We start from the raw sequence: 26,760 nt of genomic DNA on the forward strand, positions 1-26,760 counted from the left end.
TGACTGTTAGTAGATAATAAAAAAACACCCACGGTAATTGCTAACATTCTAGCTACTATCGTGGGTGTTTTGCATTGTACTATTGAGTGACTCATTACATAAGCAAATGATTATTTTGCTCAGGAATGATCAGCTCTTGCTTTAGGGGGAGTTCGCGTACCAACTCTTGTAAGGCACGACGATAAACGCCTCGTTTAAAGTGAATCACTTGTCCGAGTGGATACCAGTAGCTGACCCATTGCCAATGGTCAAATTCAGGTTTCCCTTCATCAAAGCGGATATGTTGAGTGTTTGGCTCATCTAAGCGTAGCAAAAACCATTTTTGTTTTTGCCCAATACATAAGGGATGCTGACCATGACGTACATAACGTTTTGGCAAACGATAGCGCAACCAGTCTTGCGTGACTGCCAATAAGTCTACATGACGCGGATGTAATCCGACCTCTTCCCAGAGCTCGCGATACATTGCATCCATCGGCGTCTCCCCGCGGTCGATACCACCCTGCGGAAATTGCCAAGCGTTGTGACCAATACGTTTTGCCCACAGAACCTGCCCTTGTGTATTTGCCAAGATGATGCCGACGTTGGCGCGAAAGCCGTCTGCATCTATCATGACTAAACCTTTTAATTTGTCTAAAAATAGCTTGTTTTGACTTGAAACCGTGACAGCAATCGTAATTATTATAAGGTGATTGTTATCGATATTCGCTCAAAACAAGATTCATTACCGTTATTAAACCAAGAAACAAGCAAAATGTGTAACAGTATTTTGCTATAAAATGTTTCACGAGTTTTACCTTTTAAAATCAACTATTTATAAGCAAACTTTTGTAGGTTTTTATATAGCATTTTTAGGTAAGTGTTGAAGAGTAGTAATAGGCGTATGAACATACGATTATTTAGTAAACTATCGAACTCCACTATTTTGATATGTATAAAGTGATAAAAGTACAGATTTCACTGGTGAGTTAGCAGCAAAACAATGAGCCTATAAAATCTTGCTTTGGCTTATGCTACACTAGCTGGGCAATATATCATTCACACAATAATAATAGGCAATACGCCATTTAAAATAAGGAACATCTACAATGTCAGAATCAAAAGCAAGCGTAATATGGCAAGAGAACAAAGCCTTTATGGGTGTGTCACCATCAGGACATAATGTACAAATCGATGCTGATAAAGAAAAAGGCTCAAGCCCAATGGAGCTCATTTTGCTAGGACTAGGTGGGTGTGCCAGTTATGATGTCGTAGAGATTTTGCAGAAATCACGCCAAGCAGTGACAGATGTACGTTGTGAGCTAACCGCCCAGCGCGCTGAGACCGTACCAGCGGTCTATACCGATATTCATATGCATTTCATTGTCACTGGTCAAGAGGTCAAAGAAAAACAAGTCGAAAAAGCCATCCAGTTATCAGCAGAAAAATACTGTTCTGCCAGCCGTATGTTAGTAGCAGGTGGGGTCAATATCACCCATGATTTCGAAGTGGTTGCAGGCTAGGGACTTATATAATGATAAGTGCATTTTTTGAGTTGGTAACTGATAAAGTGGCGTCTGCCATTTTAGCCATGGTGGTAGCAAGCCTACTGCCATGGGCGGTGTCAATCGTTGCAAAAGTATCTGGTGGCTTTAGAGTCAGAAATAATGCACATCCTCGCGAATTTTTTCAAAATGCAACAGGCATGGCAGCACGTGCTAATGCAGCACAACAAAACAGTTATGAAACCTTGCCAGTATTCTTGGCAGCAGTATTGGTAGCGATGCTTTTCTTTGTACCGCAGTCGATTATCAACGTATTGGCTTGGCTGTATGTGATGATACGAATTGGTTTTTGTGTGGCGTATATTACTAACTTGGCAATGTTCCGCTCTATCCTCTGGGTACTATCAATGGCATGTTGTCTGATGCTATTTTATTTAGCGATACGAGTCAGCGTCTAGGGCATGTCCTCAATTCAAACGACAGCTATCTAAACGGATTAAAAATGGCTCAATTTTGCCAAACAGCGTCAAATCGCTTGCTAGTATCTCGATATTATCTACGCTATTTTTCTCGTTTGACGGCAATTTATCTCATTTTTATCTCCATTTTTGAAATGAGGACCACCCTAGTAAAAATACCCGTAACCGCCAAAACGCTCAAATACAAGCAAGTGATTAATCTCGTACGCTTGCTTGTAGGGCGCTAATAATCACCGCTTTATTTTTTTCTCGTTTGAGACTTTCCCACACTGTTTGTGCCTCAACATAGCCTTTGGTAAGCATTCCTAACCATTGCTTATAGCGTCCGACCAATACCACATCGTTCTTTGCCTCACCTTCCAAAAACTTAATCTGATGGGCAATCAAATCTTGCCATAACAATGTAGCCGTATTCTCTCCGCTGTCAGTACTTTTTTCAGTACAATTATCAACCTGTGCCACTAAATCAGGACGCGTTACTGCGCCGCGACCTAACATTAAATGCTGTGTACCTGCTTGCGTCATACAGTTTTGCGCATGCTCAAAGTTCCAAATTTCTCCATTGGCAATGACTGGAATATCGAGCGCATTAAAACTCTGAATTTTATCCCAATAGGCAGGTGGTTTATAGCCTTGGGTCTTAGTTCGTGCATGGATGGTGAGCCAATCAGCGCCGCTAGAAGCAATCGCGCCGCGAATATCATCCATTCGGCTAGTGTCGGTATAGCCCAGACGAATCTTAGCTGATACTGGTATATGGGCGGGAACGGCTTGGCGTACGGCACTGATAATTTGATACATGGTTTCAGGTTCATCTAACAATACAGAACCACCGCGATGGCTGTTGACCGTTTTTGCTGGACATCCAAAGTTGATATCGATAGCAGGCGCACCAAGCTCACAAGCGTACGCGGCGTTTTCGGCCATCAGCTGCGCTTCGCTACCCAAAATCTGTACATGAATGGGCGTACCAGAAGCCGTTTTGACATCATGATGTAGTTCAGGCACATATTTATAAAAAACATGCGCAGGCAAGACGTGCTGAGTGATACGGATAAATTCACTGACTGACCAATCATAAGGACGGCCTAAGTCAGACGCAATTTGGGTTAAGATTTGACGCATTAATGGATCGGTTAAGCCTTCCATAGGCGCGAGCAAACGCACGGGAGCTGCAAATAACTGATTAATAGTATTTCGACGCGTTTGAAGTTGTTGGTTATTATTCATGCTGGTGATTCACTGCTAAAGGGTCACTATGAGAGATTGAATAAAACTTGAGGCTGACAAAGGTGGAGGGTAATTAAGTATTACCAAAAATCACTTTTTTGCCCGTCTGCAATCCGGAGATCAGGTCTTTAATATTATGAATATCCAAATTGCTTTGCGCGCGAGTACAGGCGACATAGAGCAGGCGCAACTCTTCTGGGCTAATCTTGACTGCATTGGTGGTCACATCATAATAAAAGTCATCATCTAACTGCACTTTTCCCCATTCGAGCCCTTTGGCTTTATGAGCGGTAGAGATGACATAGTCAGCATTTTCGATACTGGTGAGACTATTGACCGCTTGGCTCAAGACGTTGGTACCGTGGTCATCGACCAATTTGACCAGTGTTTTGAGATCGCTACCCTCGTTAGTTTCGGCGTACTCTTGTACATCACCCCAGTTATAAAAATACGCCAGCTCAGGTACACCGTAAGCCGATTTACCATTTTTTAAGTTTTCGGCTGCCTGACAGAATTTGAGCATACGGTCGGTATCCGCTTGTAGCGCCACGCGATGTCCGTGCTTTAGCCCTGTCAACAGTTGTGACATGGCAGCAGCATTGGTACGGCACAAAATAGCATCTTTTTTGCTATGTACCATGCCCTTATCGGTAGAAGACTGCTTATTCGGGTTACCTTTTAGCGGTACGTCCTCTTGTAGTGCTTTTAGTAGAGTATTGGCCACTTCTGCAATCGGCTCACCAAAGCGAAAAGATTGCGTCAATAATGTCTGCGGCAATGGCAACTTTTTCATCGCATTGACCGCGCCGCGCCATTCATAAATCTGCTGATGCGCATCGCCCACATAGATGACTTGTCTCGACTGCTGAGTCAAGATACCCATCATCAATGGGTCCGCGTCTTGCGCCTCGTCAAATAAGATAAAGTCCGCTGGAATACTAGGCTTAGATAGTGCCCAGAGCTTGAGATAAATATCATGGCCAATACCAGCAGGGTGACGCGCATCAATCGACTGTAACCAGCGCTGCTCGACAGCAGGGTAGAGCATCTCGCGTAACTGTTCTGCATCTGAGTCATCGAGCCAGCTTGGGAACAGTATGTGCCTTGGTGCAGGATAGCTGGCATGCGTGCTGCAAAAATTACTCACTGCGTCGCTGACGAACCGAGACAATCGTGCGGGTGTCAGCGTAATGTATTTATTAACCCCATCCATTTGTCGACGTACTTGTACAGGCTGTAGTCCTAAATCATCACCGAGACGCTTAGGTGAAAAGCGCGGCAAAGATAGCTTGGCGGTAATATCACGAGCAACATGACGATAAGCTAATGAATGAAAAGTACGGCACTCTACATGCGGCGGAAACTTTGACCGAGCATCATTGGCAATCGCTTTGTTAAAAGCCAGATACAGTCCGCGGCCACGTAAGCGCTCACCGATTAGCTTGAGCGTCGTTGTCTTACCGGCGCCCGCATAAGCAACCACTTTAAACGACTTATGATCCATCGCCATATTCAGCGCGCTCAGCTGCTCGTCAGTGGGATCGCTCATATAAGCTGGCATAGATGCGGACATAATAAAGCTACCTAAATACAAAAATTGATTAAAAACAAAAGGGGCAAAAAAAGCCACTGGGTAAACAATGGCTTATAGATGATGATGCTAAAACGTGATAATAAGCAATCAGCTTACTAATGAGGCAAGAATAAAACGGTGTAATGGTAGTTTAACGCATAGCTATATGTAATCAATAACTTTATTTTAGTCTAGGTTAGACTGATAAGTGTTTTATTCTTTGTCTGTCGATACGAGAGTAGGACTAGGCTCTTCTTTGATTAAAATCTTCGCCAAAAACAAACCAAGCTCAAACAGCAACCACATCGGAATCGCTAGCATGAGCATCGATACACCATCTGGCGGCGTGACAACGGCAGCCACAGCAAAACAGCCCACAATGATATAACGACGTTTTTCTTCTAAGCTCTGAATGGAGACAATACCTGCCAATATCAATAGCAAAGTGACAACTGGAATCTCAAACGTTAAGCCGAATACCATAAATAATTTTAAGGCAAAACTGAGATAGCTGTCGATATCCGTCATGGGTAGTACGTTTTGCGGGGCAAACATGATAAAGAACTTTAAGACCCCTTTGAGCACAATAAAGTAAGAAAAAGCCACACCAGCATAAAACAAAAATATAGAAGATAGCAGCACTGGAATAGCGATTTTCTTTTCTTTCTTGTACAAGCCGGGCGCTACAAATGACCAAATTTGATAAAGAATATAGGGCATCGCTAAAAACGCGGCTACAAATACGGTTAAACGTATCGGCGCCATAAAGTTTGACGTGATATCAGTGGCAATCATGGTCGAGTTGGCAGGTAACTGCGCAACTAATGGGTCAGACAACAAGTTATATAGCTCGCGCGAATAGCCGACCAAGCCTAAAAATATTATCAGTACTGCCACACATATTTTGATCAAATGCCGACGCAGCTCAATCAAATGCTCGGTAATAGGCATGTCAGCCAAAGGGCTTAAAACATCCTCTGATTTTTTATCTTGAGTGGTATTGGTCGTTGCTGCAGCACCTTGATTAAGTGTGTTTTGGTCAATAGAGTCTTGATCAATAACATCTTGGTCAGTAATGGCAGAAACAGCGATTTTCTCTTGACGACTTTTTTTGCGCTTGAATAATGGCATCAATCAGTCTCCTGCTTATGGTCAGAAGTCTGCATGTTGGCAGGACTGTTGAGTAGGGCATCAGCTTTATAGTTTGGCACATATGGTGGCATTGGGAGCCGACGTGCTTTGTCATAAGCGCCAAGTCGAAACCACATGTTTTCCCACGGTCGGGTAATGATGGTCTGAACAACTGGCGCTGCCTTGGCGTTGTCACTCACATTTATATCATCTACATTTGCATCATCTACATCGTCACCGCTGTGACCGCGCTTCGATAATTGACCATTTTCTATTGTATCTGGCTGCTCGTCAGTGGCATAAGCATAGTCGAATGCTTTTGGCGTGGCTGACTGTTGCTTTTGTGTGCGGTTATTTTCATCAGTTTCGTCGCCTTTGCTGTTTGCAGCATTCGTAGCAGTTTCAGAATCTATCGAAGCAGGGCTATGTGAGCTTTCAAAAGCTTTCATATTACCGCGCATCTCAGCCATCTCGCGCCTCATTTCAGCTTCGGTCTGGCGAATTTTGGCGAGCTCTTTTTGCATTTGCTGACGCGTTTCAGCCAAGTCAAGCTCAGCCTCTATTTCAGACTGCAATGTTGAGACTGTACGGCGAATTTTGGCGTACCATTGCCCAGCCGTGCGCGCTGCCTGTGGCAGTTTTTCTGGGCCCAGTACGATTAGGGCGATAACGCCGAAGAGAAGTAGTTCAGAAAACCCGATATCAAACATAATGGTCCGATGTCACTGTTTAGATGCTATACGTTATGCTTATCATCAACCTTGGTGGTTGAGCGCTCTTCAGTGTGTGCCGTCGCATCGTGGTCAAGAACCGCGTGTTTTTTGGCATGCTCTGTATTTTCATCTTTAACAGCTTCTTTAAAGCCTTTGACAGCACCGCCCAAATCTTTACCAGCATTTCTGAGTTTTGAGGTGCCAAACACGACAACGACAACGACCAATAGTATCAGCCAATGTGTAATAGAAAAACTACCCATAATGGTATCCTTGTGACTTGGTTTTCAGTCTTTATATGCCTGCTTTTAATTTGCAAAAAGGTCTATCTAGCAAACAAAAAGCATCGACATATAATGCGAGATAAAACAGAGCTATATTATAACCTGCACTTATTACAAATAGGTGAAAGCAACAATAATCCAATAAAATAGACGTTTATTTTTTATTTAGGCTTATCTAGCGGCTTTTTCATCGATACCAGATAACCCAAAACGTCTGCCTAGCTCGTTTAACACGGCATCCGACTCTATATCAAACCATGCCAGCCCAACCAAGGTATGGAACCAGACATCGGCGACTTCATAGATCAGCTCATGACGCGCTTCATCATAGCTTGCTTTGTCTGTACTCTCATCGCAGTTAGCAAAATCTTTGGCAGCGATGATACTTTCTGTACTCTCTTCACCGACTTTTTCTAATATCTTATTTAATCCTTTAGCATACAGACTGGCCACATAAGAGCTGTCGGCATCGGCTTGTTTGCGCTCTGCTAATACGCTATCGAGCTGCTGTAATACAGAGGCTCTATCGACTTGTGCTTGAGCAATATCAGATTGTGCTTGGATAGTATTAGAGTCAGTATTCGCGCCAGTGTTTTCCGTTTCATGAGTGTCGCTAGTAGATTCATGAGAATGATAAATATCCGCAGGGTCTTTCAATACTTTATCGACAGTTTGCCATTCAGGCGTTTGACCTGATAAATCCAAACGCTGATAAAAGCAAGATTCACGTCCCGTATGGCAAGCAATGCCGCCAGCCTGAGTGACACTAAGCACAATCACATCTGCATCACAGTCTAGACGAATATCATGCACAGTTTGCGTATGACCTGATGACTCACCTTTATGCCAAAGCTTGGCACGCGAGCGCGAAAAGTAAACCGCTGTCTGTGTTTGTGCAGTGAGCTGTAATGCTTCTGCATTCATCCACGCCATCATCAAAATACGACCTGTCTGATGATCTTGAGCAATTGCAGGAATCAAACCATCATCATTAAAAGTTACGGCAGTCAGCCAAGCAGGTAAAGTCATAATGTATTTGTCGTCTTATAGGTAGAAAGTGAAAAAGAGTGATAAGCAATTATACTACTTATGATTAAAGCGGGGAGATTATCTGAAATGCTCTGCAATATGCTGACAGCTAGCAATATGATGTCAACTAAATGCACTATAAAATGCAATTGTGCTAAATGACAGCATACTATTTATGACAAGCGATTCTACAGTCTAAATAAATGCGGATACAGCGCTTCTTTGATCGTATTATCAAGCTTAGTCACTTTATTGAGGTTAAAGTCGTAACCTCGAAAATGCTGGCGCGCTTTTGCTACTATCTCGCCCGTGTGCATCCGCGTGACCTTTAGGATTATATTACCGCCGTTATCATATATCGGCTCGACACCAACTTCAAATAACAACTCTTCTCGTACGCGGATACGACTAACAATATCTAGCTGCAATTTATCGATAATTAAGCCTTGATGGTCTGCGTTGATTTCTTTGACACCTTTAGCGTATAGAAACCTTAGCCGTGCTTCGGACAATAGCGCTGTCAGAGATTCGACCGTCATATGCTGTCCTGCGTCGGCTTCCGTATGACGCACACGCATCACTGTCTCAAAAACAAACAAGTCGTCGTCGAATACTAACTCTTGTTTTGACACACTATCTCCTAGAGTGATGGCCAAAGATTGTTCTATTTATCATGCTGTAGGTTAGTAGCATTGTTATCGTTATCACTATACATTACAGCGTAAATATTCATGGTGAATAAGCGGGTTTTAAAGATGTTTATATGAAGATATAGCTCAGTCTCTACTTAAGCACAGCTTAGGCTGACATTCAATCTATTTGAATAAAAATCAGCCGTTTTATTAAGGCTTTTAAGAGAGCTGCTATCGCTTATTTGATGCTGATTACTTGTCTATATTGTCTACTAAAACCTCGCCAAAACTTTACTTGGCAAAACAAGGCACTATCTGCTAAAATAGCGCCTCCCACCTCGAGGCAAATAGAGGTTTAGTGGTTATTTATATAACGATTATTCAGCATGACTATTTGACGACCAGGTTCTAAAACAGAAAAAGAGGCAAATCATCATGAAAGTTAAGATGAAAACCAGAAGCGGCGCAGCTAAACGCTTCAAAAAAACAGCGAATGGCTTCAAGCGTAAGCAAGCATTCAAAAGCCATATTTTGACCAAGAAATCAGCTAAGCGTATTCGCCAATTGCGTGGTCTTAAGTTGGTGCACAAGTCTGACGAAGCAGCAGTTCGTCGTATGTGCCCATACATTTAATAGCCTACCGTCATCTATCTTTGATTGAAAATATTTGACTTTGCAATCTGACAATGATGTTTGTTATTTAACGGCATCATCACTCGCTTAACAGTGATTAAAAAATCTTGGAGTAAATTATGGCCCGTGTAAAACGTGGTGTACAGGCAAATCGCCGTCACAAAAAAATCTTAAAGCGCGCAAAAGGCTACTACGGTGCCCGTTCACGTGTTTACCGCGTAGCGGTACAAGCAGTGACCAAAGCTGGTCAATATGCTTATCGTGACCGTCGCAACAAGAAACGTACTTTCCGTCGTCTTTGGATCGCACGTATCAATGCTGGTGCACGCTTAAACGGCTTAAGCTATAGCCGCTTCATCAATGGCATGAAAAAAGCAAACATCGCAATCGATCGTCGCGTTCTAGCAGACATCGCTATGCATGATGCAGCGACTTTCACAGCATTGGTCGAAAAAGCAAAAGCGGAATTGGCCTAAATATTAACCATCCTTTAGGTATGATGCTTTTAAATAATTATTTATAAGCAATTGTCTAAATGGATAGGACTAATATTGATTAATAGTATGATATTAATAAAAGCTACCGCTGGTCGGTGGCTTTTTTTATATTAAATTATTTTAAGCGTGCTCTATATTGAACTTTGTCGAGCAGAAATATGCTTGTCATCGTCTAAATATTCAAGCCATTCTTATAACCAGCCTTTATATTAATCTTTTATATAAACATAACTGGATAAATGGTTTGCAATATTTGGTCAAATCCCTACAATTAATAGTCCGTTCAAATCAGGAATAATGCGTCTTATGACTAACCCTGCTGCCACCAACGACTTGTCGGCGCTACCGACCTTGTCTTCAGAGCTTAATGAGCTTAACGAAGCTCAGCTTACCGAATTTGCAAATGCTGCTGAAGCTCTAATCCTACAAGTAACTGATGCACGTACACTGCAAGATTTGCGTGTGCAATTGACTGGTAAAAAGAGTCCTTTAACGGGCTGGTCAAAGCAGATGGGCAAGCTCGATGCTGATGATAAAAAAACTTATGGCGGCTGGTTGCATCAAGTGCGTAGTCGCATTCAGCAAGCACTGACAGACCAACAGCAACAACTAGAAGTCGCCGCGCTCAATGCCAAGCTAGAAAGCGAGAGCATTGACATTACTTTGCCTGCTCGCGGAGGTCAAAAAGGTCATCTGCATCCAGTAACTATGATTACTCAGCGTATGCAGCAGTACTTTATTCAAGCGGGTTTCAATGTTGCAACTGGTCCTGAAGTCGAGAGTGACTACTATAATTTTGAAGCGTTGAATATCCCGTCGCACCATCCTGCGCGCGCGATGCATGATACCTTTTATTTTGATGCGCATTATCTATTGCGTACGCATACCAGTCCTGTTCAGATTCGTACCATGGAAAAAAATGAGCCGCCGATTCGCATCATTTGCCCAGGTCGTGTTTATCGTAACGACTCAGACCAAACTCATTCGCCGATGTTCCATCAGCTAGAAGGCCTTATGGTCACCGAGTCGAGCACTTTTGCTGAGCTAAAAGGTTTAATCAGTGAATTTCTAGAAGCGTTTTTTGCCAAAGAGCTGACCGTACGTTTCCGTCCGTCGTTTTTCCCATTCACTGAGCCGTCTGCAGAAGTGGATATCTTAGATGACAATGGTAAGTGGCTTGAAGTGATGGGCTGCGGCATGGTGCATCCACAAGTATTAACCAATTGCGGTATCGATAGCGACAAATACACTGGCTTTGCTTTTGGTATGGGTATCGAGCGCTTTGCGATGCTGTATTACGGTATTGATGACTTGCGCTTGTTTTTCCAAAATGACGTGCGCTTCTTAAAGCAATTTGGCTAGAGTTTTCTTTACACCTATATAGTTAGTTCAAGATAATTTAGATCCAAGGAACGTGAGTGAAAGTGCTACCAATCGTAGACTGAGCGAGCCTGACACTGTATCTAATTTATATAGGATTGATTATAGCAAGTGAATTCGCCAAGCTTTACTCCAACATCTTTATTATAAAATTCTGATCCGAGATATTTATGAAAATTAGCGAACAGTGGCTACGTCAGTGGGTAAACCCTACAAATACTAGCGAACAGTTAGCCGAACAGTTGACTATGGCAGGTCTTGAGATTGATGATCGCTATGCGGTTGCCCGTGCTTTTAGCGGTGTGGTTGTCGGTGAAGTCATCAGCGTTGAGCAGCATCCTGATGCAGATAAATTACGTGTCACTCAAGTAAATATCGGTGATGCTGAGCCGCTACAAATTGTCTGCGGCGCGCCTAATGTGACCGTCGGTATGAAAGCACCGGTTGCTACCGTTGGTGCGGTATTGCCAAGCGATAACGCCAGTGATGGTAAAGCGGGCTTTAAGATTAAGAAGAGCAAACTACGCGGTGTGGCCTCAAATGGCATGCTATGCGGCGCTTCTGAAATTGATTTAGTCGATGATATGGATGGCTTGCTTGAGCTGCCTGAAGATGCACCAGTTGGTACAGATATCCGTGAATATCTAGGTCTAGATAATCAAATATTGGATATCTCAATCACCCCAAACCGTGGCGATTGCTTTAGCGTACGTGGTATCGCTCGTGAAATATCTGTCATCAACGACTTACCTGTACAAATGCCAGAAATCTCGGCCAATACAGCTGGCACTGCTGCAACGCCAGCTGTGACAGTCGATGCAAAGGAAGCGTGTCCTCGCTATCTGTTGCAATCGATTCGCAATATTGATCGTAGCATTGATACTCCGAAATGGATGCAAGATGCGCTGGTACAGTCAGGACTACGTTCACACAACTTCTTGGTCGATGTGACCAACTATGTATTGATGGAATTGGGTCAACCGTTACATGCGTTTGACGCAGACACGATCGAAGGTGATATCGTTGTACGTTTGGCACAGCCTGATGAAACCATTACTTTGCTGAATGAGCAAACCGTTACCTTGACGGGTGATGAGCTTGTGATTGCTGATGATAAAGGTGCCTTGGCACTGGCTGGTATTATGGGTGGTCAGCGTAGCAGTGTCACTGATAGCACTACCAATATCGTTGTAGAAAGTGCTTTCTTTAATCAGCTCGCTATCGCTGCGCGCGCACGCCGTTTTGGGCTACATACGGACGCATCACAGCGTTTTGAGCGCGGCGTCGACTTTGAATTGCCAGCATTGGCGTTGGCACGAGCTTGTGATTTAATCACCAGTATTACTGGCGGGGAAGCAGGTCAAATAGTCACGGCCGAAAACCTTGAGCATTTGCCAGCACGCGCACCGATTACACTGCCAATCGCGAAAGTTCGTGATGTCATTGGGATTGATATTGAGCCATCTGAGATGGTACGTATCTTGACCCAACTGGGTTTTGACGTAGAGCAGCAGAGCGATTCACTGATTTGTAAGCCACCATCTTATCGTTTTGATATGAGTATCAAAGAAGACTTAATCGAAGAGATTGCTCGTATCTATGGCTACGACAATATTCCAAGCGTCCTGCCACATTTGCAAGTCAGTATGGATTATGATGATACTGCAGATTTGACGCATGAGATGAAGCTATCATTAGTCGACAACGGCTATATGGAAGCGATTAGCTTTAGCTTTAGTGATGCAAAACTAGAAGCATTGCTTGATGACGAAGCGCTAGGGGAGGTATTGGCACTGGCAAACCCTATCTCTAGTGATTTGGCCGTCATGCGTCGTACTTTGCTATCGAGCCTACTGCCTTGCGTGCAATATAACTTGAATCGTCAGCAGCCACGTGTACGTTTTTTTGAAACAGGGCTTAGCTTTGTCGGCCAGAGCATCAGCGAATTAGTACAGACCCCAAGCATTGCTTTAGTCGCAGTTGGTGATATATGGAGCGAGCAAGCTTATCAAAACCGCGCCTTAGATTTTTATGACCTAAAGCATGATATTGAGCAGCTATTACCAGCTCAAATCGATAGCGCACGTATCCGCTACGAGCGTAGTACGCTAAGCTTCCTGCATCCAGGACAAAGCGCTGAGTTATATATCGATGATATATATGTTGGTTGGTTGGGTCAGTTGCACCCAAATACTGCTAAGCAATTAGATCTGCCGACTATCTGGGTCGCTCAATTGTCACTGGCACCGCTATTGACGATTGCACGTGAGCAGCATGCTATCACGACACCAAGCAAGTTCCCACAAGTACGCCGCGATATTGCTATCTTGGTAGACAGTGACATCAGTTTGCAGACGCTAGAGACAACCGTGCGAGCTGCAGCAGGTAATATGCTGATTGATCTTTGGTTATTTGATGTCTATCAAGGTGACAAAGTACCAGCAGGCCAGCGCTCACTAGCGTTTGCACTGATATGGCAAGATAGTACGCAAACGTTGTCTGACGAAGCCGTCAAGACTGCCACAGATAAAGTGGTACAAGCGCTAACTGACCAGCATTCTGTACAGCTGCGCGACAGCTAACATTTAGTAAGTATTATACCCAATGCTCTGTAGTCTTTTTACCATGAGGCTACGGAGCATTGCTATTCATAGAATAAGTTAAGTGGTTATTAATAAAGGATTTTAATGAAGACTTTGTTAAAAAATGGTCAAAAAACCTTTATAATAGCTAGCCTTAACCCTCATACCGCTAAACCATGATATTCGACATCACGACATAGCATAGGAGTCGTACTGTGAGCACCTTAACCAAATCTGACATGATTGAGCATTTGATGAGTCACCTAAACCTAACACGCCAAGAAGGCCGCTGTCTGGTGGAGAACTTTTTTGATGAGCTGTCAGAGAGTTTGATTGATGGCAAAGAGGTCAAGCTTTCAGGCTTTGGCAACTTTGAGCTTAAAGATAAAAACAGCCGTCCAGGCCGTAACCCGAAAACAGGGGAGCCTGTTGCAGTATCCGCGCGCCGTGTGGTTACTTTTAAGACAGGACAGAAGTTTCGTCAGAAGGTTGACGAGCGTTTGTTTGATAGCTAATACTTAGTTTGGCACTGCGCTGAACGATAGTGTGTCTGTTTTATCGTGAATTCATAAGAATGCTAGTGCGTATTTGCACTTAGTTATTTTTGCGTACATCTATGTATTTCGATATTGCGGCACGTATCCTATATTAGGATTATCTATAAAGTAAAATCCTACTAAGATCATAAATAATAGACATAAAAAAAGAGAGCATAGGCTCTCTTTTTTTTACTACAGTTTATCTATTGTATGAACAATAAATTACTGAGCTTCTTCAACTACTACTTCGTCAGAAGCTTCAACAGCAGCAGTATCAGTTTCGCTAGCTACGTCTACGCTAGTGGTGTCGCCGTCTACAGGAACTTCAGCGTCCATTTCGTCAGTAGCAGTTGCTTCTTGAGCATCAGCGATGTCAGCTTCAGCGCCAGCAACAGCAGCGTCAGCATCAGCAGTCATTTCGCCTTCAGCAGCAGCTTCGTTTAGCTCTTCAGAAGCGTCTTGCACTTCTTCTTGCGCGTCAGATAAATCTTCAGCAGCGTTTTCTTTGCTGCTATCACAGGCAGTAAGGCCCATAGTTGCAGTCATGATACCAGCTAGAGCAAGTAATTTAAGTTTCATATGGTTTTCTCCGGAAAAATGAAATGAGCAGTAGCAGCAACAAAGGTCGAAATCCGAGATTTCTCAGAATTCAACTAGTCTTAGTTACAGCTACTCAGCTTCCACGCATTCTATAGGTTTTCTAAGTAAATAGAAATAGTCTGTACAATTAAGTAACAATAAAATTTAAAATAATATTTTACTTTGTCTATCCGATATACTTTTTAATACAAGAAGCCAAATTAATCGACGTATAATCAATGACATCAGAGGGATTGAGCGCTTTTTTGGTTCTCATTTTTTGTCTTGAATTGTTGATATTAACCCCGTTTTCATGGTTAAAAATGAATTTAAATGGTGAGATGGCCATCCTGTATTACATAAATCCTAGTTAAGTTAGCAATTTTATAGGTTTCTACTTGCTTTTAGGATAGTAGACTAGGTCATAGCGTGAATTAGCTGGCCAAATAATATATAACATAAGTAATAATTAATAAAAGTAGTGGCTAGTAGAGATAGTAGTTAATAGAAATAGTGAATCAATCTATATTTGAGGAATAGAATTATGAAATGGCAAGGTAGACGAGGCAGTTCGAATGTGCGTTCTAGCACAGGTGGCGGTAAGATGATTGGCGGTGGTATTGGCGGTATTATTATCGCTGGTATTTTGTGGTTGGTATTTGGGGTAAACCCAATGACCGCATTACAGACAGGCCAAGCGGTCACAGGCGGTGGTAGTGAATCATCTACTGAGGTTGCAACTAGCACAGACCGAGACACGCAGTTTGTGAAAGTTGTATTGGCAGATACAGAAGAAGTCTGGCATCAAATCTTTAACGAAGCTGGTAGCACTTATCAAGAGCCGTCATTGATTTTGTTTAATGGTCAGGTCAGCTCGGCATGTGGTAGTGCTAGCTCTGCAACAGGTCCATTTTATTGTCCAGGGGATCAGACTGTTTATTTGGATACGTCATTCTTCGTAGAGATGCGTCAGAATCTTGGTATTTCAGGCGATCAGCAAGGCTCTGGTGGTGAAGAGAACCAAGGCAAGGCTGGCGATTTCGCACAGGCCTACGTGATAGCACATGAAGTAGGCCATCATGTACAGACGCTACTGGGCATTAGCCAACAGGTCAATGAAGCTCGTCAGCAAGTGACTCAAGCACAGTCCAATAAGCTCTCAGTATTACAAGAGTTGCAAGCGGATTGTTTTGCTGGTGTATGGGCACAGCGCAATCAAGAGCGTGTACAGTTTTTAGAGGCTGGTGATATTGACGAAGCGGTAAATGCTGCTGGTCAAATCGGTGATGATCGTCTGGCAAAAGCGAGTGGTGGTGCAGTAGTGCCTGATAACTTTACTCATGGTACCAGTCAACAACGTGTCGAATGGTTCACCCGTGGTCTAGAAAGCGGTAATGTACAATCTTGTGATACGTTCAGCGGTGCACTTTAATGGACATATATATTAATAATCGTGTATTTAACTAACGATGTTTTTTAAGACTGATGTTTTTTATTATAAGTCTAGTGCATGGATTTATAGTAAAAATTAAGACATAAAAAAGCCTGCAACGAGTCGCAGGCTTTTTTATCATCTTTTATCTGATATCACTCAACCAATTGTCAAATAATATCAGCGTAGAAAGATTTAGTTGTTGTCAAGAACATAACCACCAGCACCGCCAATCGCTGCACCAGCCAATGCGCCACGAGCGATATCTTTGCTGTCGCCTTTGCTTTTAATAAGAGCACCAGCTGCTGCGCCAGCAGTAGCACCTTTAGCTGTGTTGCTCATACCACTATAAGAGTTACAACCAGTCATGATTAGGGCTGAGCTAGTAATTGCAGTCATTGCGATCGTTTTAGCAAATTTCATATTATCACCTATTAAGTCATCAAGTTTAAAATACAATACCTTCAAAATACTGTGTCCATGATATTTTCAAGTATATTCCTACTGTCTGTCATAATAGTCGGTTACTAATAATATAGTCGTAGTAAAAACGCTAAACTTTGCAAACGAGATGTAAGCGATGTTGCCGTACTGTATCATCGGCAATAGCTGTGAACGACAGAGCAGCATAGTTTAATTGGCTTAACTATTAATATTTTGATGCTGCCATAAAAAAGACTACCTATAGGTAGTCTTAATATTGAATCAAAGCTGAATATGTCTAGCAAACTAACTAAGAATTAGTTCTGTGATTTACGCTTCATTTGCTCAAAGAATTCATCATTGGTTTTCGCTTCTTTTAGACGATCCAACAAGAACTCAGTGGCTTGTACGCCATCCATCGGTTGAAGTAGTTTGCGTAAAATCCATACTTTACGCAGCTTGTCTTCGTCCAATAGACGCTCTTCGCGGCGTGTACCAGATTTTTTGATATTAATCGCAGGGAATACACGTTTTTCAGCCAAGTCACGCTCAAGCGTAATCTCTTGGTTACCAGTTCCCTTAAATTCTTCAAAAATAACGCTATCCATCTTACTACCAGTATCAATCAATGCACTGGCAATAATGGTCAAACTACCACCTTCTTCAACGTTACGCGCAGCACCAAAGAAACGTTTTGGACGTTCTAGGGCGTTGGCATCCAGACCACCCGTCAATACTTTGCCTGATGATGGGATGACCGTGTTATAAGCACGTGCTAGACGCGTAATTGAATCAAGTAAAATTACCACGTCTTGCTTGTGTTCAACCAAACGTTTGGCTTTTTCGATGACCATTTCAGCAACCTGTACGTGACGCTGTGGCGGCTCATCAAAAGTAGAAGCGACCACTTCACCGCGTACCGTACGTACCATTTCGGTGACTTCTTCTGGACGCTCATCAATCAATAGTACGATCAAATAGCATTCAGGATTATTACGAGTAATTGACTGTGCAATGGTTTGTAGCAACATCGTTTTACCTGCTTTTGGCGGTGCGACGATGATAGAACGCTGACCTTTACCAATCGGAGCAATTAGATCGATGATACGACCAGTCAAATCTTCAGTGGTTCCGTTACCAAGCTCAAGTTTTAAATGCTCAGTTGGAAATAGGGGCGTCAGGTTCTCAAAGATAAGCTTATGACGTGAGCGATCTGGCGTATCAAAGTTGATTTCGCCAACTTTTAATAATGCAAAATAACGCTCAGAATCTTTTGGTGGACGAATCGTACCAGCGATACTGTCACCAGTTTTTAGACTGAAACGGCGAATTTGGCTAGGGCTGACATAAATATCATCAGGACCGGCTAAATATGAGCCTTCTGATGAGCGCAAAAATCCAAAACCATCAGGAAGAACCTCAAGTACGCCGTCACCATAAATGGCTTCACCGTTACGCGCATGGGTTTTTAGAATAGCAAAGATAATGTCCTGTTTACGGCTACGCGCCATATTATCAAGACCCATTTCTTTGGCGATAGCCAATAGCTCAGCGATTGATTTTTTCTTTAATTCAGTAAGATTCATAGATAGGTCATTAGCAATTGATCAGATGAGAGATGCCATTAGCAGCACAAGTCACGACAGTGATTAAAATAACGGTAATATGATGATATGGGTGTGTGCACAGCGCTGTAGTTTATGTAGTTTTGGTTTTATATGTCTGCTTATGTACGCATTGCCATCATTGGATGCAAGGTAATAAGAAATAAGGATAAAAAAGGCTACATAAGAGTCTGCGTCAAAAACTCAATATCAGTAATTGCGTTTAGTCATTTTGTTCAGCAATGGTGTTTATAATGACGATTGTGTTTTTGTTGATAAACACGAGGAGAATAGCGACAAGATACTTAGGAAAACAGTTGGTTTTCTCTTGTCAGCAGACTATACGGTCTTCACAATAGCGTTGTCAATAAATTTTGCCAAAAAAGTCATATTATCGAGTTTTTTGCACAAAAAACAAGCAAAAAAGCCACTATCTTAGTTAGATAATGGCTTTCTCGGTTATTCTATTTTACCCGCTCAAGGTAATCTAGAGCGAGCAAATCTAACTTATAAATGCTTGTCTAGTACTTTAGCCAATTCAGCTTTTGGCTGTAGGCCCATTACTGAATCAACTTTTTCGCCATCTTTGAATACAAATAGCGTTGGGATATTGCGGATACCGAAACGGCTAGCCGCTTGTGGGTTGTTGTCCACGTCTACTTTAACGATTTTAACTTTACCTTGGTACTCAGTCGCTAGATCTTCTAAAATAGGAGCGATGGCTTTACAAGGACCACACCATGGCGCCCAGAAGTCTACTAATACAGGTACGTCTGATTGTAGAACGTCTTGATCAAAGTCTGTGTCGGTAGTATGTACAATAAGGTCTGACATAATTTTATCTCTCTTGTTTTATTACTTCTATCACCACTCATCAACCTATATATTGGTTTAATAATAAATCAGTCGGTGGTCAAAGAATTGTTTAGAAGGGGTGAAAATGTGCCATTATATTAACATGTTTGCCCTAATTTGACAGATACAGGCTGGTTAAATTGTTTAACAACTAGTATTAGCACAATAAATCGAAACGGTGCAGCACAAGAGTGTCTAATCTGTTATTTAATACGATTATCCTTATCAAAGTATGTATCTCAGTGCGATAGAAGTTTTATGTTTACCTCGTTTATATAGTAGTTATTGATTAGCAGCTAGCGATATTAATAACGTTAAAAATCAGCCAAATTTTTGCTCTTTTGTCCAAATAACCATTGTTCCTAAAATGGCTGTCGTGCCAAATATAGCTGTCGTGTCTGAAGTATTAGCCACCAACAATCCTTATCTCAAAACCAATTTACATAAGTAGTTAAATTTATGCCTTTTACCGATGAAGAAGTTAATGCCCTCAATGCCCAAGAAAGCGCTTATCCGCTTGAGTTCTTTAAAAATTTTGCGCAAGAAATTACAGTTTACGAAGACGATGACATTTGGGTGGTTGATAAACCTGCAGGCCTATTGAGCGTCGATGGCAAGACACTCAAAGTCAGTCTGCTTGCTCGTCTTGAGCGTGCCAATCCAGCCGTCAAGTTGATTCACCGCTTAGACATGGACACGTCGGGACTGCTTATTTTTGCAAAAAATGCAGCAGCGCAAACCAATATCAGTAAGCAATTCATCGAGCGTTTACCGCAAAAAAAATACCAAGCGCGTGTCTTTGGTGAATGGGAGCAAGTCGGCGCAACTGGTGAGATATCAGTGCCAGTGCGCTATGAGCCAAGTACCAAACCACGCCATATCGTCGATCACGACTGGTCAAAGCATGCGCTGACGCTATACGAAGTTGTGGCTCACGAAACCTGTAATGGCGAGGTAGTTACTAGGGTCATGCTAAAGCCAGTCACTGGTCGCAGCCATCAGCTACGCGTACATATGGTCCATGTCGATCATGTGATGATTGGCGATCCGATTTATGCTGAAGGTGCCGCATTAGAGATAGCCCCAAGGCTCAACTTACATGCACAGCAATTGCGTTTAAAGCATCCGGTACTGGGTGCTTGGATGGACTGGGAAAGTCCTTGCCCATTTTAAATCGTTAAATTTTGCCGCTTGCGGTTAATAGGTGCGATAAACAACGGCTCTAAAGCCAGCTATAAAATGCCAGTCATGCAAATACAAGGATGAAAGTATGCTTGATATCACCACGACCAAACAGGCTATCAAAAACCGCCTTAAAGGTAAAAAGTCAAAGACGGATAAAGTAGCCGACTATGAAGTATTGATTATCGGTGCGGGTATTGCAGGTATTGGTATGGCTTGCCGTTTACAGCAACAGCAGCATAAAGGCCTATTCGGTCGTAAAGCTCCCCAAAAGCAAAAGCAGGCAAAACCGACTAATAAGCAAAAATCTCCACAGCGCTTTGCTATCTTAGAAAAGCGTGCTGATTTGGGTGGTACATGGGATTTATTTACCTATCCAGGGATTCGCTCTGACTCTGACGCCTTGACCTTTGGTTATAACTTTAAGCCGTGGCTTGACTATAGAATGCTTGCAGCAGGCGATGATATTAAGCGCTATATCGCTGATACGGCACACGAATTTGGGGTGACCGAGCATATCCACTATCAGCATGAAGTTCAGCAGATATCATGGTCTAGTGAGGATCAACAGTGGTCAGTAACCATTAAAAACCATGCAAGCGGTGAGAGGTTTGTTAAGACTGCTAAGTTTATCGTAGGTGCCACTGGTTATTATGATTATGAGCAAGGCTATCGTCCTCATTTTGACGGAGAGGAGGGTTTTCACGGTCAAATCGTCCATCCACAGCACTGGAATAATCTAGACTATGATGATAAAAAAGTTGTCGTTATTGGTAGTGGTGCCACGGCGATGACGTTGCTACCTGCGCTAGTAGATAAAGACAATAATCAGTGTGCGCGTCATGTCACGATGCTGCAGCGTACGCCGACCTATGTGGCAAGCGTGCCGGGTGATGACCATGCTATTGACTGGTTATCAGGCAAGTTTTCACCATTATCAAAGGAGCAAGCTTATACGGTACTGCGTGCGCGCAATGTGTTGAGACAGCAAGGCCTGTACAAAGTTGCGACTCACGCACCCAAGGTGATGAAGGCAGTTTTAAAAAATGGGGTGAAAAAAGAGTTAAAAGGTAGCGGCGTTGATAGCAAGCATTTTATGCCTGACTATAATCCATGGGATCAACGAGTATGTGCGGTACCTGACGGTGATTTATTCAAAGCCCTGCAGGACAAACGCGCAACAGTAGTGACCGATCAAATCAGTCACTTTACTGAAACAGGGATTATGCTGCAATCTGGCCAGCATCTCGACGCTGATATCATCGTTACCGCGACTGGCTTAAAGCTACAGATGTTGGGCGGGGCAGCGGTATATATCGATGGTCAAGCTGTCGATATTGGCACGCGTATGACCTATAAGGCAGTCATGATAGAAGGCATACCTAATCTGGCTGCACTGTTTGGCTATACCAATGCTTCGTGGACACTAAAAATCGATTTGGCTTGTCAGTATGTAGTGAGGTTACTGGGGTATATGCATAAAAACCGCTACCAAGTCGCATTACCACAAGCACAGACTGCCGATATGACAGCCTGTGCTCAAGCAGATACCGTGATGGGTTCGCTATCGTCTGGTTATGTCAGACGCGGCAAAGACGAGCTACCTAAGCAAGGCGATCGCTATCCTTGGTTTGTGACCAACAACTATCTAAGCGATCGAATCATGCTTAAGTATCGCAAGATAAAAGACGACTGGTTACGGTTTAGTCGTTAGCATCTTGGTAGTTATTGATGATGGTTAGTGATGAAATCGGCGACTTGCTTACTTAACATCTGCCACAAGGTCTCTTGGGCGCTTTTGCTGCCCCATGCATTGTGCGGACTAAAGATAACACGCGGATGGTCGCTGATACTGAGGAGCGGATCATCGTCAGCGATCGGTTCTTGTTCAAACACATCGCTAGCATAACCGATGATTTGCTCATTATTAACCGCGTCAGTTAATGCTTGGCTATCAACGATGCCGCCACGTGCGACGTTGACGATGAGCGGCTGTTTAACCATTTTTGCCAGAGTGTCTTTATTAATAAGATGCTCAGTTTGTTCATTCAATGGACAGTGTAGACTGATTACATCGGCACATGCTAGCACTTCATCAAACGCGGTATAGTCGTCGCTGCGTGGTTCACGTCCTTGGTGCTCTGCCCATAGTACGGTCATACCAAAGGCACGAGCGATTTCGGTTACGCGTTTGCCGATGGTGCCAATACCGATGATAACTAGTGTCTTATCTTCCAAATCAATCAACGGAATATCCAGCAGACAAAAATTACCGTTTGCCAGCCATGTGCCGTCAGCGACTTTTTGATGGTAATGGATACCTGCGCGCATTGCATTTAACATTAACATAAAGGTATGCTCGGGCACGCTTTTGACCGCATAACCAGCGACATTAAAAAGCGCAACATCGTGCTTATCGCAAGCTTCTTGATCGACGTTATTCATACCAGTGGCAGTCAGTTGGATCAGCTTGAGTTTCGGTAGCTGCTCTATGACTTCTGCACCGATTTGCACTTTATTGGTGATAATAATGTCAGCATCTTTGCAACGCTCAATGATAACAGCCGTGTCTTTTGGCGTGTCATTATAAGTGATGTAATCGCTCACACCCATTGGCGCGGGCAGGTCAATACCTTCAGAAAAAGTACCTTTATCTAAAAAAACGGCTTGCATGGCTAGTCCTTACTTATTGTTGTCTTATAGATAATTAGCGAATAAATGGCTATCGCATGAATCCTTATCGGCTTAATGTAGCACGTTGGTATTTTTAGTCAAAAAGAAGTAAGCAGCAAAAAGGAATTTTCACTTTATTTTTGGCGTGAAAGCAGTATCTATAAAATGGATGTTACTGTAAACAAAGAAAAGACCTCTATTTCAATATCGAAGTAGAGGTCTTATAGTTAGACAATACGTTTTTTCGTTGATGCAGCTTGTATTACAAGCGCTATCAAGCCAACTTTGCAAACACTGTTAATAACAAATGCTAAAAAGAAAAACGCTTGCGCAATTTGCCAATGAAACTGCGTACGCGATTACTCAAATCAATACGCACATCATTGTCAGGGTCGTGTTCGACTTCATAACGTTTTACCAAGTCAGGACTCGCTTTGAGTTTAGTATGATGTTGGAAAGCACGATTAACACTAATCTCTAGCAAGCTCGCGCGCATCGGCTTCGGCAAGCATCGATAGACCTGACCCTTGTTAATTAAATCAATCAACAACCCTGCATCTTGGAATTCAGTTTGCACCAAAACGACCAAATGCGGTGCATCTTGCTTTAAAGTGAAGATTATTGGTGCGATGTTTTCGCCACTAACATTGATGTCAGTAATACACACACCAATGTCGTAGTTTGCCAGATAGTCATAAGCCTCTTCTAAACCTTCAGCATGCAGTACTTTATAATTGTTGGAGAACTGCTTGCGGATTTGTTCGATTAGCTCATTTGTTTCATCGATAACCAACAGGGTTTGCTTATTGTCTGAGCTATCAATCTGATCGGCATCTTCATCTGGATTGTAAGTCAACGCGATTTCAGTGGCACGCCCAACCACAGCGATGAGTTCCTCAGACTTGCAAGGCTTGGTTAAATAACGATAAATCTCTCCATCGTTGATAGAACCAATAATGGCATTCAAATCGGCATAGCCCGTTAATAAAATACGCATGGTAGACGGTGATATGTCTTTTACTTCACGTAAGATATCGACACCGACACGCTCAGGCATGCGTTGGTCACTGACTGCTACGTATACATGGTTGTTTTTAATATAGTCAATATACTCAGTGGGATCGGTCGTGATAAAAACGTCATGAGTTTTACGAAAGAGGAGTTTCATAGAACGTAAAATGCGTTGTTCATCGTCAATAAACGCAATTTTCGGTTTAGGTCCAGTACTTAGAGCAGAGGGTTGTATGTTGTCTTTAACTTCATTCATGATCGTATCCTTACGATGAATAATAGAGGCTAGATTGTAAGTGTTATGTCTGTTGTCAGCACAGCGCACAACTGAGCTGCGCCGACAATATAATAAGCGTGTTGCTTATGCCGACATACTTTGTTCCGTTAAATTATTGTTGATGGGTAGGGTTAAGGTAAACACCGTGCCAACACCTTCAGTAGATGTAGCGGTAATCGTACCATTGTGTTGTTCCATGATTTGCTGACTGATTGCCATGCCGAGGCCAGTGCCTTCACCTGCCGCTTTTGTAGTAAAGAAGGGCTCAAATATCTGATCCAATACTGCTTGGCTCATGCCTTTACCATTATCAGTTACTTCAATGTAGAGGTTGGTTTCATCAGCGTAGGTACGCACCTCAATCTTGTCATCAGGGTTGCCTTCCATTGCTTGCGAAGCATTGTTTAATAGGTTGACTAATACCTGATTGATTTGCGATGGTGAGCATTTGATTTCAGGTGTTGGGCCAAAATTGGTGACAATATCTTGATGTCTGATAGAGTTCCCAGCAATTTTGAGAGAAGATTCTATACATTCGCGTACATCAATGGTTTTCACTTTTGACTCATCAAGGCGTGCAAAGTTACGTAAGTTAAGTACCATCTCGGTAATTTGTTCCACCCCAAACAAAGAGTCTTTAATCAGCTCTTTTAGCTCAGACGATAAATCATCTTCTTCGATTTCATCCGAAGCACGGACAATATCTGCTAACAGTTTATCTATTTTGTCATCAGCAGCAGCTGCTTCAGATTGAACGCCTTTTAACCCTTGTACCAACTCAATCAGCTCTTCGTATTGCTCAGTCAATTGACCGATGATTTCGAGGTTGTTTTGTACATAAGATAATGGTGTATTTACTTCATGAGCAACGCCTGCAACCATCTGACCAAGTGTGGCCATTTTTTCAGAACGGATCAGCTGTAGCTGAGAGTTTTTCAGCTCTTTTAGTGTGTCTTGTAGTTCAGCGGTGCGTTCTTCGACTTTAATCTCTAGCTGTTGATTGATATTAGCAAGCTTACCTTCATTAGATTGGATACGATGGAGTAGCTCACTAATAGAGTGGTTTACTAGGCCAATTTCATTACGTCCGCCTGAAAATTTGACGTCACTAAGCTTATTATATTGCTTATCATCAATTAGTTTTTCTGCGAGAGAGATTTTGTCTGTGGTCTTTTTCAATGGTTTGAATGCTAAGAATGTCAGCATGAAATAGATCAGTGCAGCAGTTATAAATAACGCTAGCATGATTAAGTTGATCAGGTTTTTGCTTAAGTTATCTGCGATAGCATTAACGGCAGCATCTGGTTGAACTACGATTAGTTTCCAGTAGGTCTCAGGAATCTGGAAAACATATGCCTGACTACCATTGTAGTAGCTGTCATTGGTTAGATCGAAACTTTGTAGCAAGCGACTGTCCATCGTGCTTGTATTGCTTGCATTAGCATTCAAATAAGCGGCGTAGTTGATAAGCTCAGAACTACTAACAGCAGTGGCCTCATTTTTATCAAGTGTTGCAATGACTTGTTGTATTTCAGGAGGCATTTTTGCGGCAATTTGTTTGATAATCTCACTATGCTGAGCATCTAAAAAATCTAAGATAGGTTGCCACGCAGGGTCTGAATCAATGACTTGTTTGATATCCAGTGGGACACCAGTCTCTTCGTCAATATAGTTCAAGCGCTCAGGGTTAGATGAAGCGATAACCTTATTACTGTTGTCAATCAATAAAATATAACCTGAGCCAGAGCTTTCACTCAGCTTAACGATGTTTTCTTGTAGCTGGTTGAGCGTAAAGTTAACGGTACTTGCACCCCAAAACTGATTGTCACGTTCAATAGCGACACCGCAGCTCATTGCCAATTCACCTTTGGTTTGAGTGGGGCTTACATCAGCCCATATACAGCCATTAGGTCTGAGTACTTTTACTTTGTTAAACCAGTTTTCATTGTAATAAGGATTAGCAGGGTTTGGATCCGTTAATATTGCTCGGTAATCGCCATCTTGGCGCACCATCAAAAATGGATGAGTCGCTGTACTGTCTCCGAGCGCACCATTATCAGGCCAAATACCACCACTACCTAATAAGCTATAATCGCGCTTATCAAAAGCGTTAGCCGTGCTGGTCTGCAAAATATTTTCTTCGATTGGCAGTGTTTGAGCGCTTTGCTGTAGTTGCAACGCGCTACGCATGACGCGATTGACATCAGCCGAGATGCTGTTGACGGCGGTATTCCCTCGTTGAGCCACTAGTTTTCCTGACTCAAGTCTGATTTTTTCATAGCCTTCTTTTTCGACAATGTAAACCACAACGGCAACAACAACGGCAAAAGCAAGAAACAAAATAATGGTAACTTGGGTACTGACTTGGTTAAATAAGCCAACTTTTTTGGAGGCACTCATAAATGTATTCATCCTTGAATTATATAAAGTACAAAAAATACGATTAGCAGTATTTTTTGTATAAAAAGAGCTGCGATTATTAATGCTGAATAATTTGATGTCTAAATGTCTGAATAAATAGCACAACGATGTGAAGCC

25 protein-coding genes are annotated in these 26,760 nt (G+C 42.6%); 10 read left to right on the top strand and 15 right to left on the bottom strand.

The genetic code is table 11. The features are described from left to right. Positions 1-94: 94 nt before the first annotated feature. Positions 95-613, bottom strand: coding sequence for an RNA pyrophosphohydrolase (locus ACHEVO_RS11935; protein ID WP_057761956.1), 519 nt, complete (start codon positions 611-613; stop codon positions 95-97). Between the two features lie 475 nt (positions 614-1,088). On the opposite strand from ACHEVO_RS11935, the gene ACHEVO_RS11940 reads away from it, so the two are divergent. Together ACHEVO_RS11940 and ACHEVO_RS11945 are read left to right on the top strand one after the other, a co-directional pair. Beyond that, on the top strand, positions 1,089-1,502 hold the full coding sequence (locus ACHEVO_RS11940) for an OsmC family protein (protein WP_201549050.1): 414 nt from the start codon (positions 1,089-1,091) through the stop codon (positions 1,500-1,502). Positions 1,503-1,513: 11 nt separating this feature from the next. Further along, positions 1,514-1,942: an MAPEG family protein gene (locus ACHEVO_RS11945; RefSeq protein WP_394125067.1), complete on the top strand. Its 429-nt coding sequence runs from the start codon at positions 1,514-1,516 to the stop codon at positions 1,940-1,942. A 216-nt stretch (positions 1,943-2,158) separates the two neighbouring features. On the opposite strand, the gene ACHEVO_RS11950 is transcribed toward ACHEVO_RS11945, so the two are convergent. The 7 genes from ACHEVO_RS11950 to ACHEVO_RS11980 form a co-directional block, all read right to left on the bottom strand. After that, on the bottom strand, positions 2,159-3,193 hold the full coding sequence (locus tag ACHEVO_RS11950; RefSeq protein ID WP_394125068.1) for a tRNA dihydrouridine synthase: 1,035 nt from the start codon (positions 3,191-3,193) through the stop codon (positions 2,159-2,161). A gap of 73 nt (positions 3,194-3,266) precedes the next feature. Further along, positions 3,267-4,766, bottom strand: a complete 1,500-nt coding sequence (locus tag ACHEVO_RS11955; RefSeq protein ID WP_057761950.1) for a UvrD-helicase domain-containing protein — start codon at positions 4,764-4,766, stop codon at positions 3,267-3,269. Positions 4,767-4,979: 213 nt separating this feature from the next. After that, the gene (tatC, locus tag ACHEVO_RS11960) at positions 4,980-5,897 is read right to left on the bottom strand and encodes a twin-arginine translocase subunit TatC (protein WP_394125069.1); all 918 of its coding nucleotides are present in this window, start codon (positions 5,895-5,897) and stop codon (positions 4,980-4,982) included. Then, positions 5,897-6,607 (bottom strand): Sec-independent protein translocase protein TatB, encoded by a 711-nt coding sequence (gene tatB, locus ACHEVO_RS11965; protein ID WP_394125070.1) that lies wholly within the window; start codon positions 6,605-6,607, stop codon positions 5,897-5,899. The genes tatC and tatB overlap by 1 nt, the downstream gene beginning before the upstream one ends. A 26-nt stretch (positions 6,608-6,633) precedes the next feature. Next, positions 6,634-6,873: a Sec-independent protein translocase subunit TatA gene (tatA, locus tag ACHEVO_RS11970; protein WP_057761945.1), complete on the bottom strand. Its 240-nt coding sequence runs from the start codon at positions 6,871-6,873 to the stop codon at positions 6,634-6,636. Between the two features lie 192 nt (positions 6,874-7,065). Next, entirely contained in the window at positions 7,066-7,923 is an 858-nt protein-coding gene (gene hisI / locus ACHEVO_RS11975) for a phosphoribosyl-AMP cyclohydrolase (protein WP_394125071.1), read from the bottom strand. A gap of 188 nt (positions 7,924-8,111) precedes the next feature. Next, complete coding sequence (locus ACHEVO_RS11980) at positions 8,112-8,555, bottom strand: acyl-CoA thioesterase (RefSeq protein WP_102093896.1); 444 nt, start codon at positions 8,553-8,555, stop codon at positions 8,112-8,114. 435 nt (positions 8,556-8,990) lie between these two features. On the opposite strand from ACHEVO_RS11980, the gene rpmI reads away from it, so the two are divergent. From rpmI to ACHEVO_RS12005, 5 genes are all read left to right on the top strand, one after another. Continuing rightward, positions 8,991-9,188 carry a 50S ribosomal protein L35 gene (gene rpmI, locus ACHEVO_RS11985; protein ID WP_057761939.1) on the top strand — a complete coding sequence of 66 codons (198 nt, stop codon included), beginning with the start codon at positions 8,991-8,993 and terminating at the stop codon, positions 9,186-9,188. 119 nt (positions 9,189-9,307) lie between these two features. Further along, positions 9,308-9,664 (top strand): 50S ribosomal protein L20, encoded by a 357-nt coding sequence (gene rplT, locus ACHEVO_RS11990; protein ID WP_011281252.1) that lies wholly within the window; start codon positions 9,308-9,310, stop codon positions 9,662-9,664. A 327-nt stretch (positions 9,665-9,991) separates the two neighbouring features. Then, entirely contained in the window at positions 9,992-11,047 is a 1,056-nt protein-coding gene (gene pheS / locus ACHEVO_RS11995) for a phenylalanine--tRNA ligase subunit alpha (RefSeq protein WP_201608011.1), read from the top strand. 188 nt (positions 11,048-11,235) lie between these two features. Next, positions 11,236-13,647 (top strand): phenylalanine--tRNA ligase subunit beta, encoded by a 2,412-nt coding sequence (gene pheT, locus ACHEVO_RS12000; protein WP_394125072.1) that lies wholly within the window; start codon positions 11,236-11,238, stop codon positions 13,645-13,647. A gap of 215 nt (positions 13,648-13,862) precedes the next feature. Further along, positions 13,863-14,162, top strand: coding sequence for an integration host factor subunit alpha (locus tag ACHEVO_RS12005; protein WP_057761935.1), 300 nt, complete (start codon positions 13,863-13,865; stop codon positions 14,160-14,162). 246 nt (positions 14,163-14,408) lie between these two features. Here ACHEVO_RS12005 and ACHEVO_RS12010 read toward each other — a convergent pair whose 3' ends face one another. Continuing rightward, positions 14,409-14,765 carry a hypothetical protein gene (locus ACHEVO_RS12010; RefSeq protein ID WP_165598186.1) on the bottom strand — a complete coding sequence of 119 codons (357 nt, stop codon included), beginning with the start codon at positions 14,763-14,765 and terminating at the stop codon, positions 14,409-14,411. 544 nt (positions 14,766-15,309) lie between these two features. On the opposite strand from ACHEVO_RS12010, the gene ypfJ reads away from it, so the two are divergent. Next, positions 15,310-16,197, top strand: coding sequence for a KPN_02809 family neutral zinc metallopeptidase (gene ypfJ / locus ACHEVO_RS12015; protein WP_341610303.1), 888 nt, complete (start codon positions 15,310-15,312; stop codon positions 16,195-16,197). A 195-nt stretch (positions 16,198-16,392) separates the two neighbouring features. Here ypfJ and ACHEVO_RS12020 read toward each other — a convergent pair whose 3' ends face one another. The 3 genes from ACHEVO_RS12020 to trxA form a co-directional block, all read right to left on the bottom strand. After that, positions 16,393-16,620, bottom strand: coding sequence for a hypothetical protein (locus ACHEVO_RS12020; RefSeq protein WP_057761930.1), 228 nt, complete (start codon positions 16,618-16,620; stop codon positions 16,393-16,395). Between the two features lie 317 nt (positions 16,621-16,937). After that, positions 16,938-18,206, bottom strand: a complete 1,269-nt coding sequence (gene rho / locus ACHEVO_RS12025) for a transcription termination factor Rho (RefSeq protein ID WP_055125334.1) — start codon at positions 18,204-18,206, stop codon at positions 16,938-16,940. A gap of 525 nt (positions 18,207-18,731) precedes the next feature. Then, a complete protein-coding gene (trxA, locus tag ACHEVO_RS12030; protein ID WP_057761928.1) occupies positions 18,732-19,058 on the bottom strand; it encodes a thioredoxin in 327 nt (108 codons plus the stop codon). A gap of 480 nt (positions 19,059-19,538) precedes the next feature. Here trxA and ACHEVO_RS12035 point away from each other — a divergent pair, with 480 nt between their 5' ends. Beyond that, positions 19,539-20,252 (top strand): RluA family pseudouridine synthase, encoded by a 714-nt coding sequence (locus ACHEVO_RS12035; protein WP_298810318.1) that lies wholly within the window; start codon positions 19,539-19,541, stop codon positions 20,250-20,252. Between the two features lie 97 nt (positions 20,253-20,349). Beyond that, complete coding sequence (locus tag ACHEVO_RS12040) at positions 20,350-21,975, top strand: flavin-containing monooxygenase (RefSeq protein WP_394125073.1); 1,626 nt, start codon at positions 20,350-20,352, stop codon at positions 21,973-21,975. 11 nt (positions 21,976-21,986) lie between these two features. Here ACHEVO_RS12040 and ACHEVO_RS12045 read toward each other — a convergent pair whose 3' ends face one another. The 3 genes from ACHEVO_RS12045 to ACHEVO_RS12055 all read right to left on the bottom strand — a co-directional run bounded on the left by ACHEVO_RS12045 (position 21,987) and on the right by ACHEVO_RS12055 (position 26,622). Further along, entirely contained in the window at positions 21,987-22,934 is a 948-nt protein-coding gene (locus ACHEVO_RS12045) for a D-2-hydroxyacid dehydrogenase (RefSeq protein WP_394125074.1), read from the bottom strand. Positions 22,935-23,244: 310 nt separating this feature from the next. Next, positions 23,245-24,201, bottom strand: a complete 957-nt coding sequence (locus tag ACHEVO_RS12050; protein ID WP_341610299.1) for a response regulator — start codon at positions 24,199-24,201, stop codon at positions 23,245-23,247. 105 nt (positions 24,202-24,306) lie between these two features. After that, entirely contained in the window at positions 24,307-26,622 is a 2,316-nt protein-coding gene (locus tag ACHEVO_RS12055; RefSeq protein WP_394125075.1) for a sensor histidine kinase, read from the bottom strand. Positions 26,623-26,760 lie beyond the last annotated feature (138 nt).

Origin of the sequence: Psychrobacter nivimaris (genome assembly GCF_043419765.1) — a bacterium.
Taxonomy (GTDB): domain Bacteria; phylum Pseudomonadota; class Gammaproteobacteria; order Pseudomonadales; family Moraxellaceae; genus Psychrobacter.

Coding starts and splice junctions, on each gene's coding strand:
- ACHEVO_RS11935 (WP_057761956.1), bottom strand. CDS start 613: ATGATAGATGCAGACGGCTTTCGCGCCAACGTCGGCATCATCTTGGCA.
- ACHEVO_RS11940 (WP_201549050.1), top strand. CDS start 1,089: ATGTCAGAATCAAAAGCAAGCGTAATATGGCAAGAGAACAAAGCCTTT.
- ACHEVO_RS11945 (WP_394125067.1), top strand. CDS start 1,514: ATGATAAGTGCATTTTTTGAGTTGGTAACTGATAAAGTGGCGTCTGCC.
- ACHEVO_RS11950 (WP_394125068.1), bottom strand. CDS start 3,193: ATGAATAATAACCAACAACTTCAAACGCGTCGAAATACTATTAATCAG.
- ACHEVO_RS11955 (WP_057761950.1), bottom strand. CDS start 4,766: ATGTCCGCATCTATGCCAGCTTATATGAGCGATCCCACTGACGAGCAG.
- tatC (WP_394125069.1), bottom strand. CDS start 5,897: ATGCCATTATTCAAGCGCAAAAAAAGTCGTCAAGAGAAAATCGCTGTT.
- tatB (WP_394125070.1), bottom strand. CDS start 6,607: ATGTTTGATATCGGGTTTTCTGAACTACTTCTCTTCGGCGTTATCGCC.
- tatA (WP_057761945.1), bottom strand. CDS start 6,873: ATGGGTAGTTTTTCTATTACACATTGGCTGATACTATTGGTCGTTGTC.
- hisI (WP_394125071.1), bottom strand. CDS start 7,923: ATGACTTTACCTGCTTGGCTGACTGCCGTAACTTTTAATGATGATGGT.
- rpmI (WP_057761939.1), top strand. CDS start 8,991: ATGAAAGTTAAGATGAAAACCAGAAGCGGCGCAGCTAAACGCTTCAAA.
- rplT (WP_011281252.1), top strand. CDS start 9,308: ATGGCCCGTGTAAAACGTGGTGTACAGGCAAATCGCCGTCACAAAAAA.
- pheS (WP_201608011.1), top strand. CDS start 9,992: ATGACTAACCCTGCTGCCACCAACGACTTGTCGGCGCTACCGACCTTG.
- pheT (WP_394125072.1), top strand. CDS start 11,236: ATGAAAATTAGCGAACAGTGGCTACGTCAGTGGGTAAACCCTACAAAT.
- ACHEVO_RS12010 (WP_165598186.1), bottom strand. CDS start 14,765: ATGAAACTTAAATTACTTGCTCTAGCTGGTATCATGACTGCAACTATG.
- ypfJ (WP_341610303.1), top strand. CDS start 15,310: ATGAAATGGCAAGGTAGACGAGGCAGTTCGAATGTGCGTTCTAGCACA.
- ACHEVO_RS12020 (WP_057761930.1), bottom strand. CDS start 16,620: ATGAAATTTGCTAAAACGATCGCAATGACTGCAATTACTAGCTCAGCC.
- rho (WP_055125334.1), bottom strand. CDS start 18,206: ATGAATCTTACTGAATTAAAGAAAAAATCAATCGCTGAGCTATTGGCT.
- trxA (WP_057761928.1), bottom strand. CDS start 19,058: ATGTCAGACCTTATTGTACATACTACCGACACAGACTTTGATCAAGAC.
- ACHEVO_RS12035 (WP_298810318.1), top strand. CDS start 19,539: ATGCCTTTTACCGATGAAGAAGTTAATGCCCTCAATGCCCAAGAAAGC.
- ACHEVO_RS12040 (WP_394125073.1), top strand. CDS start 20,350: ATGCTTGATATCACCACGACCAAACAGGCTATCAAAAACCGCCTTAAA.
- ACHEVO_RS12045 (WP_394125074.1), bottom strand. CDS start 22,934: ATGCAAGCCGTTTTTTTAGATAAAGGTACTTTTTCTGAAGGTATTGAC.
- ACHEVO_RS12050 (WP_341610299.1), bottom strand. CDS start 24,201: ATGAATGAAGTTAAAGACAACATACAACCCTCTGCTCTAAGTACTGGA.
- ACHEVO_RS12055 (WP_394125075.1), bottom strand. CDS start 26,622: ATGAGTGCCTCCAAAAAAGTTGGCTTATTTAACCAAGTCAGTACCCAA.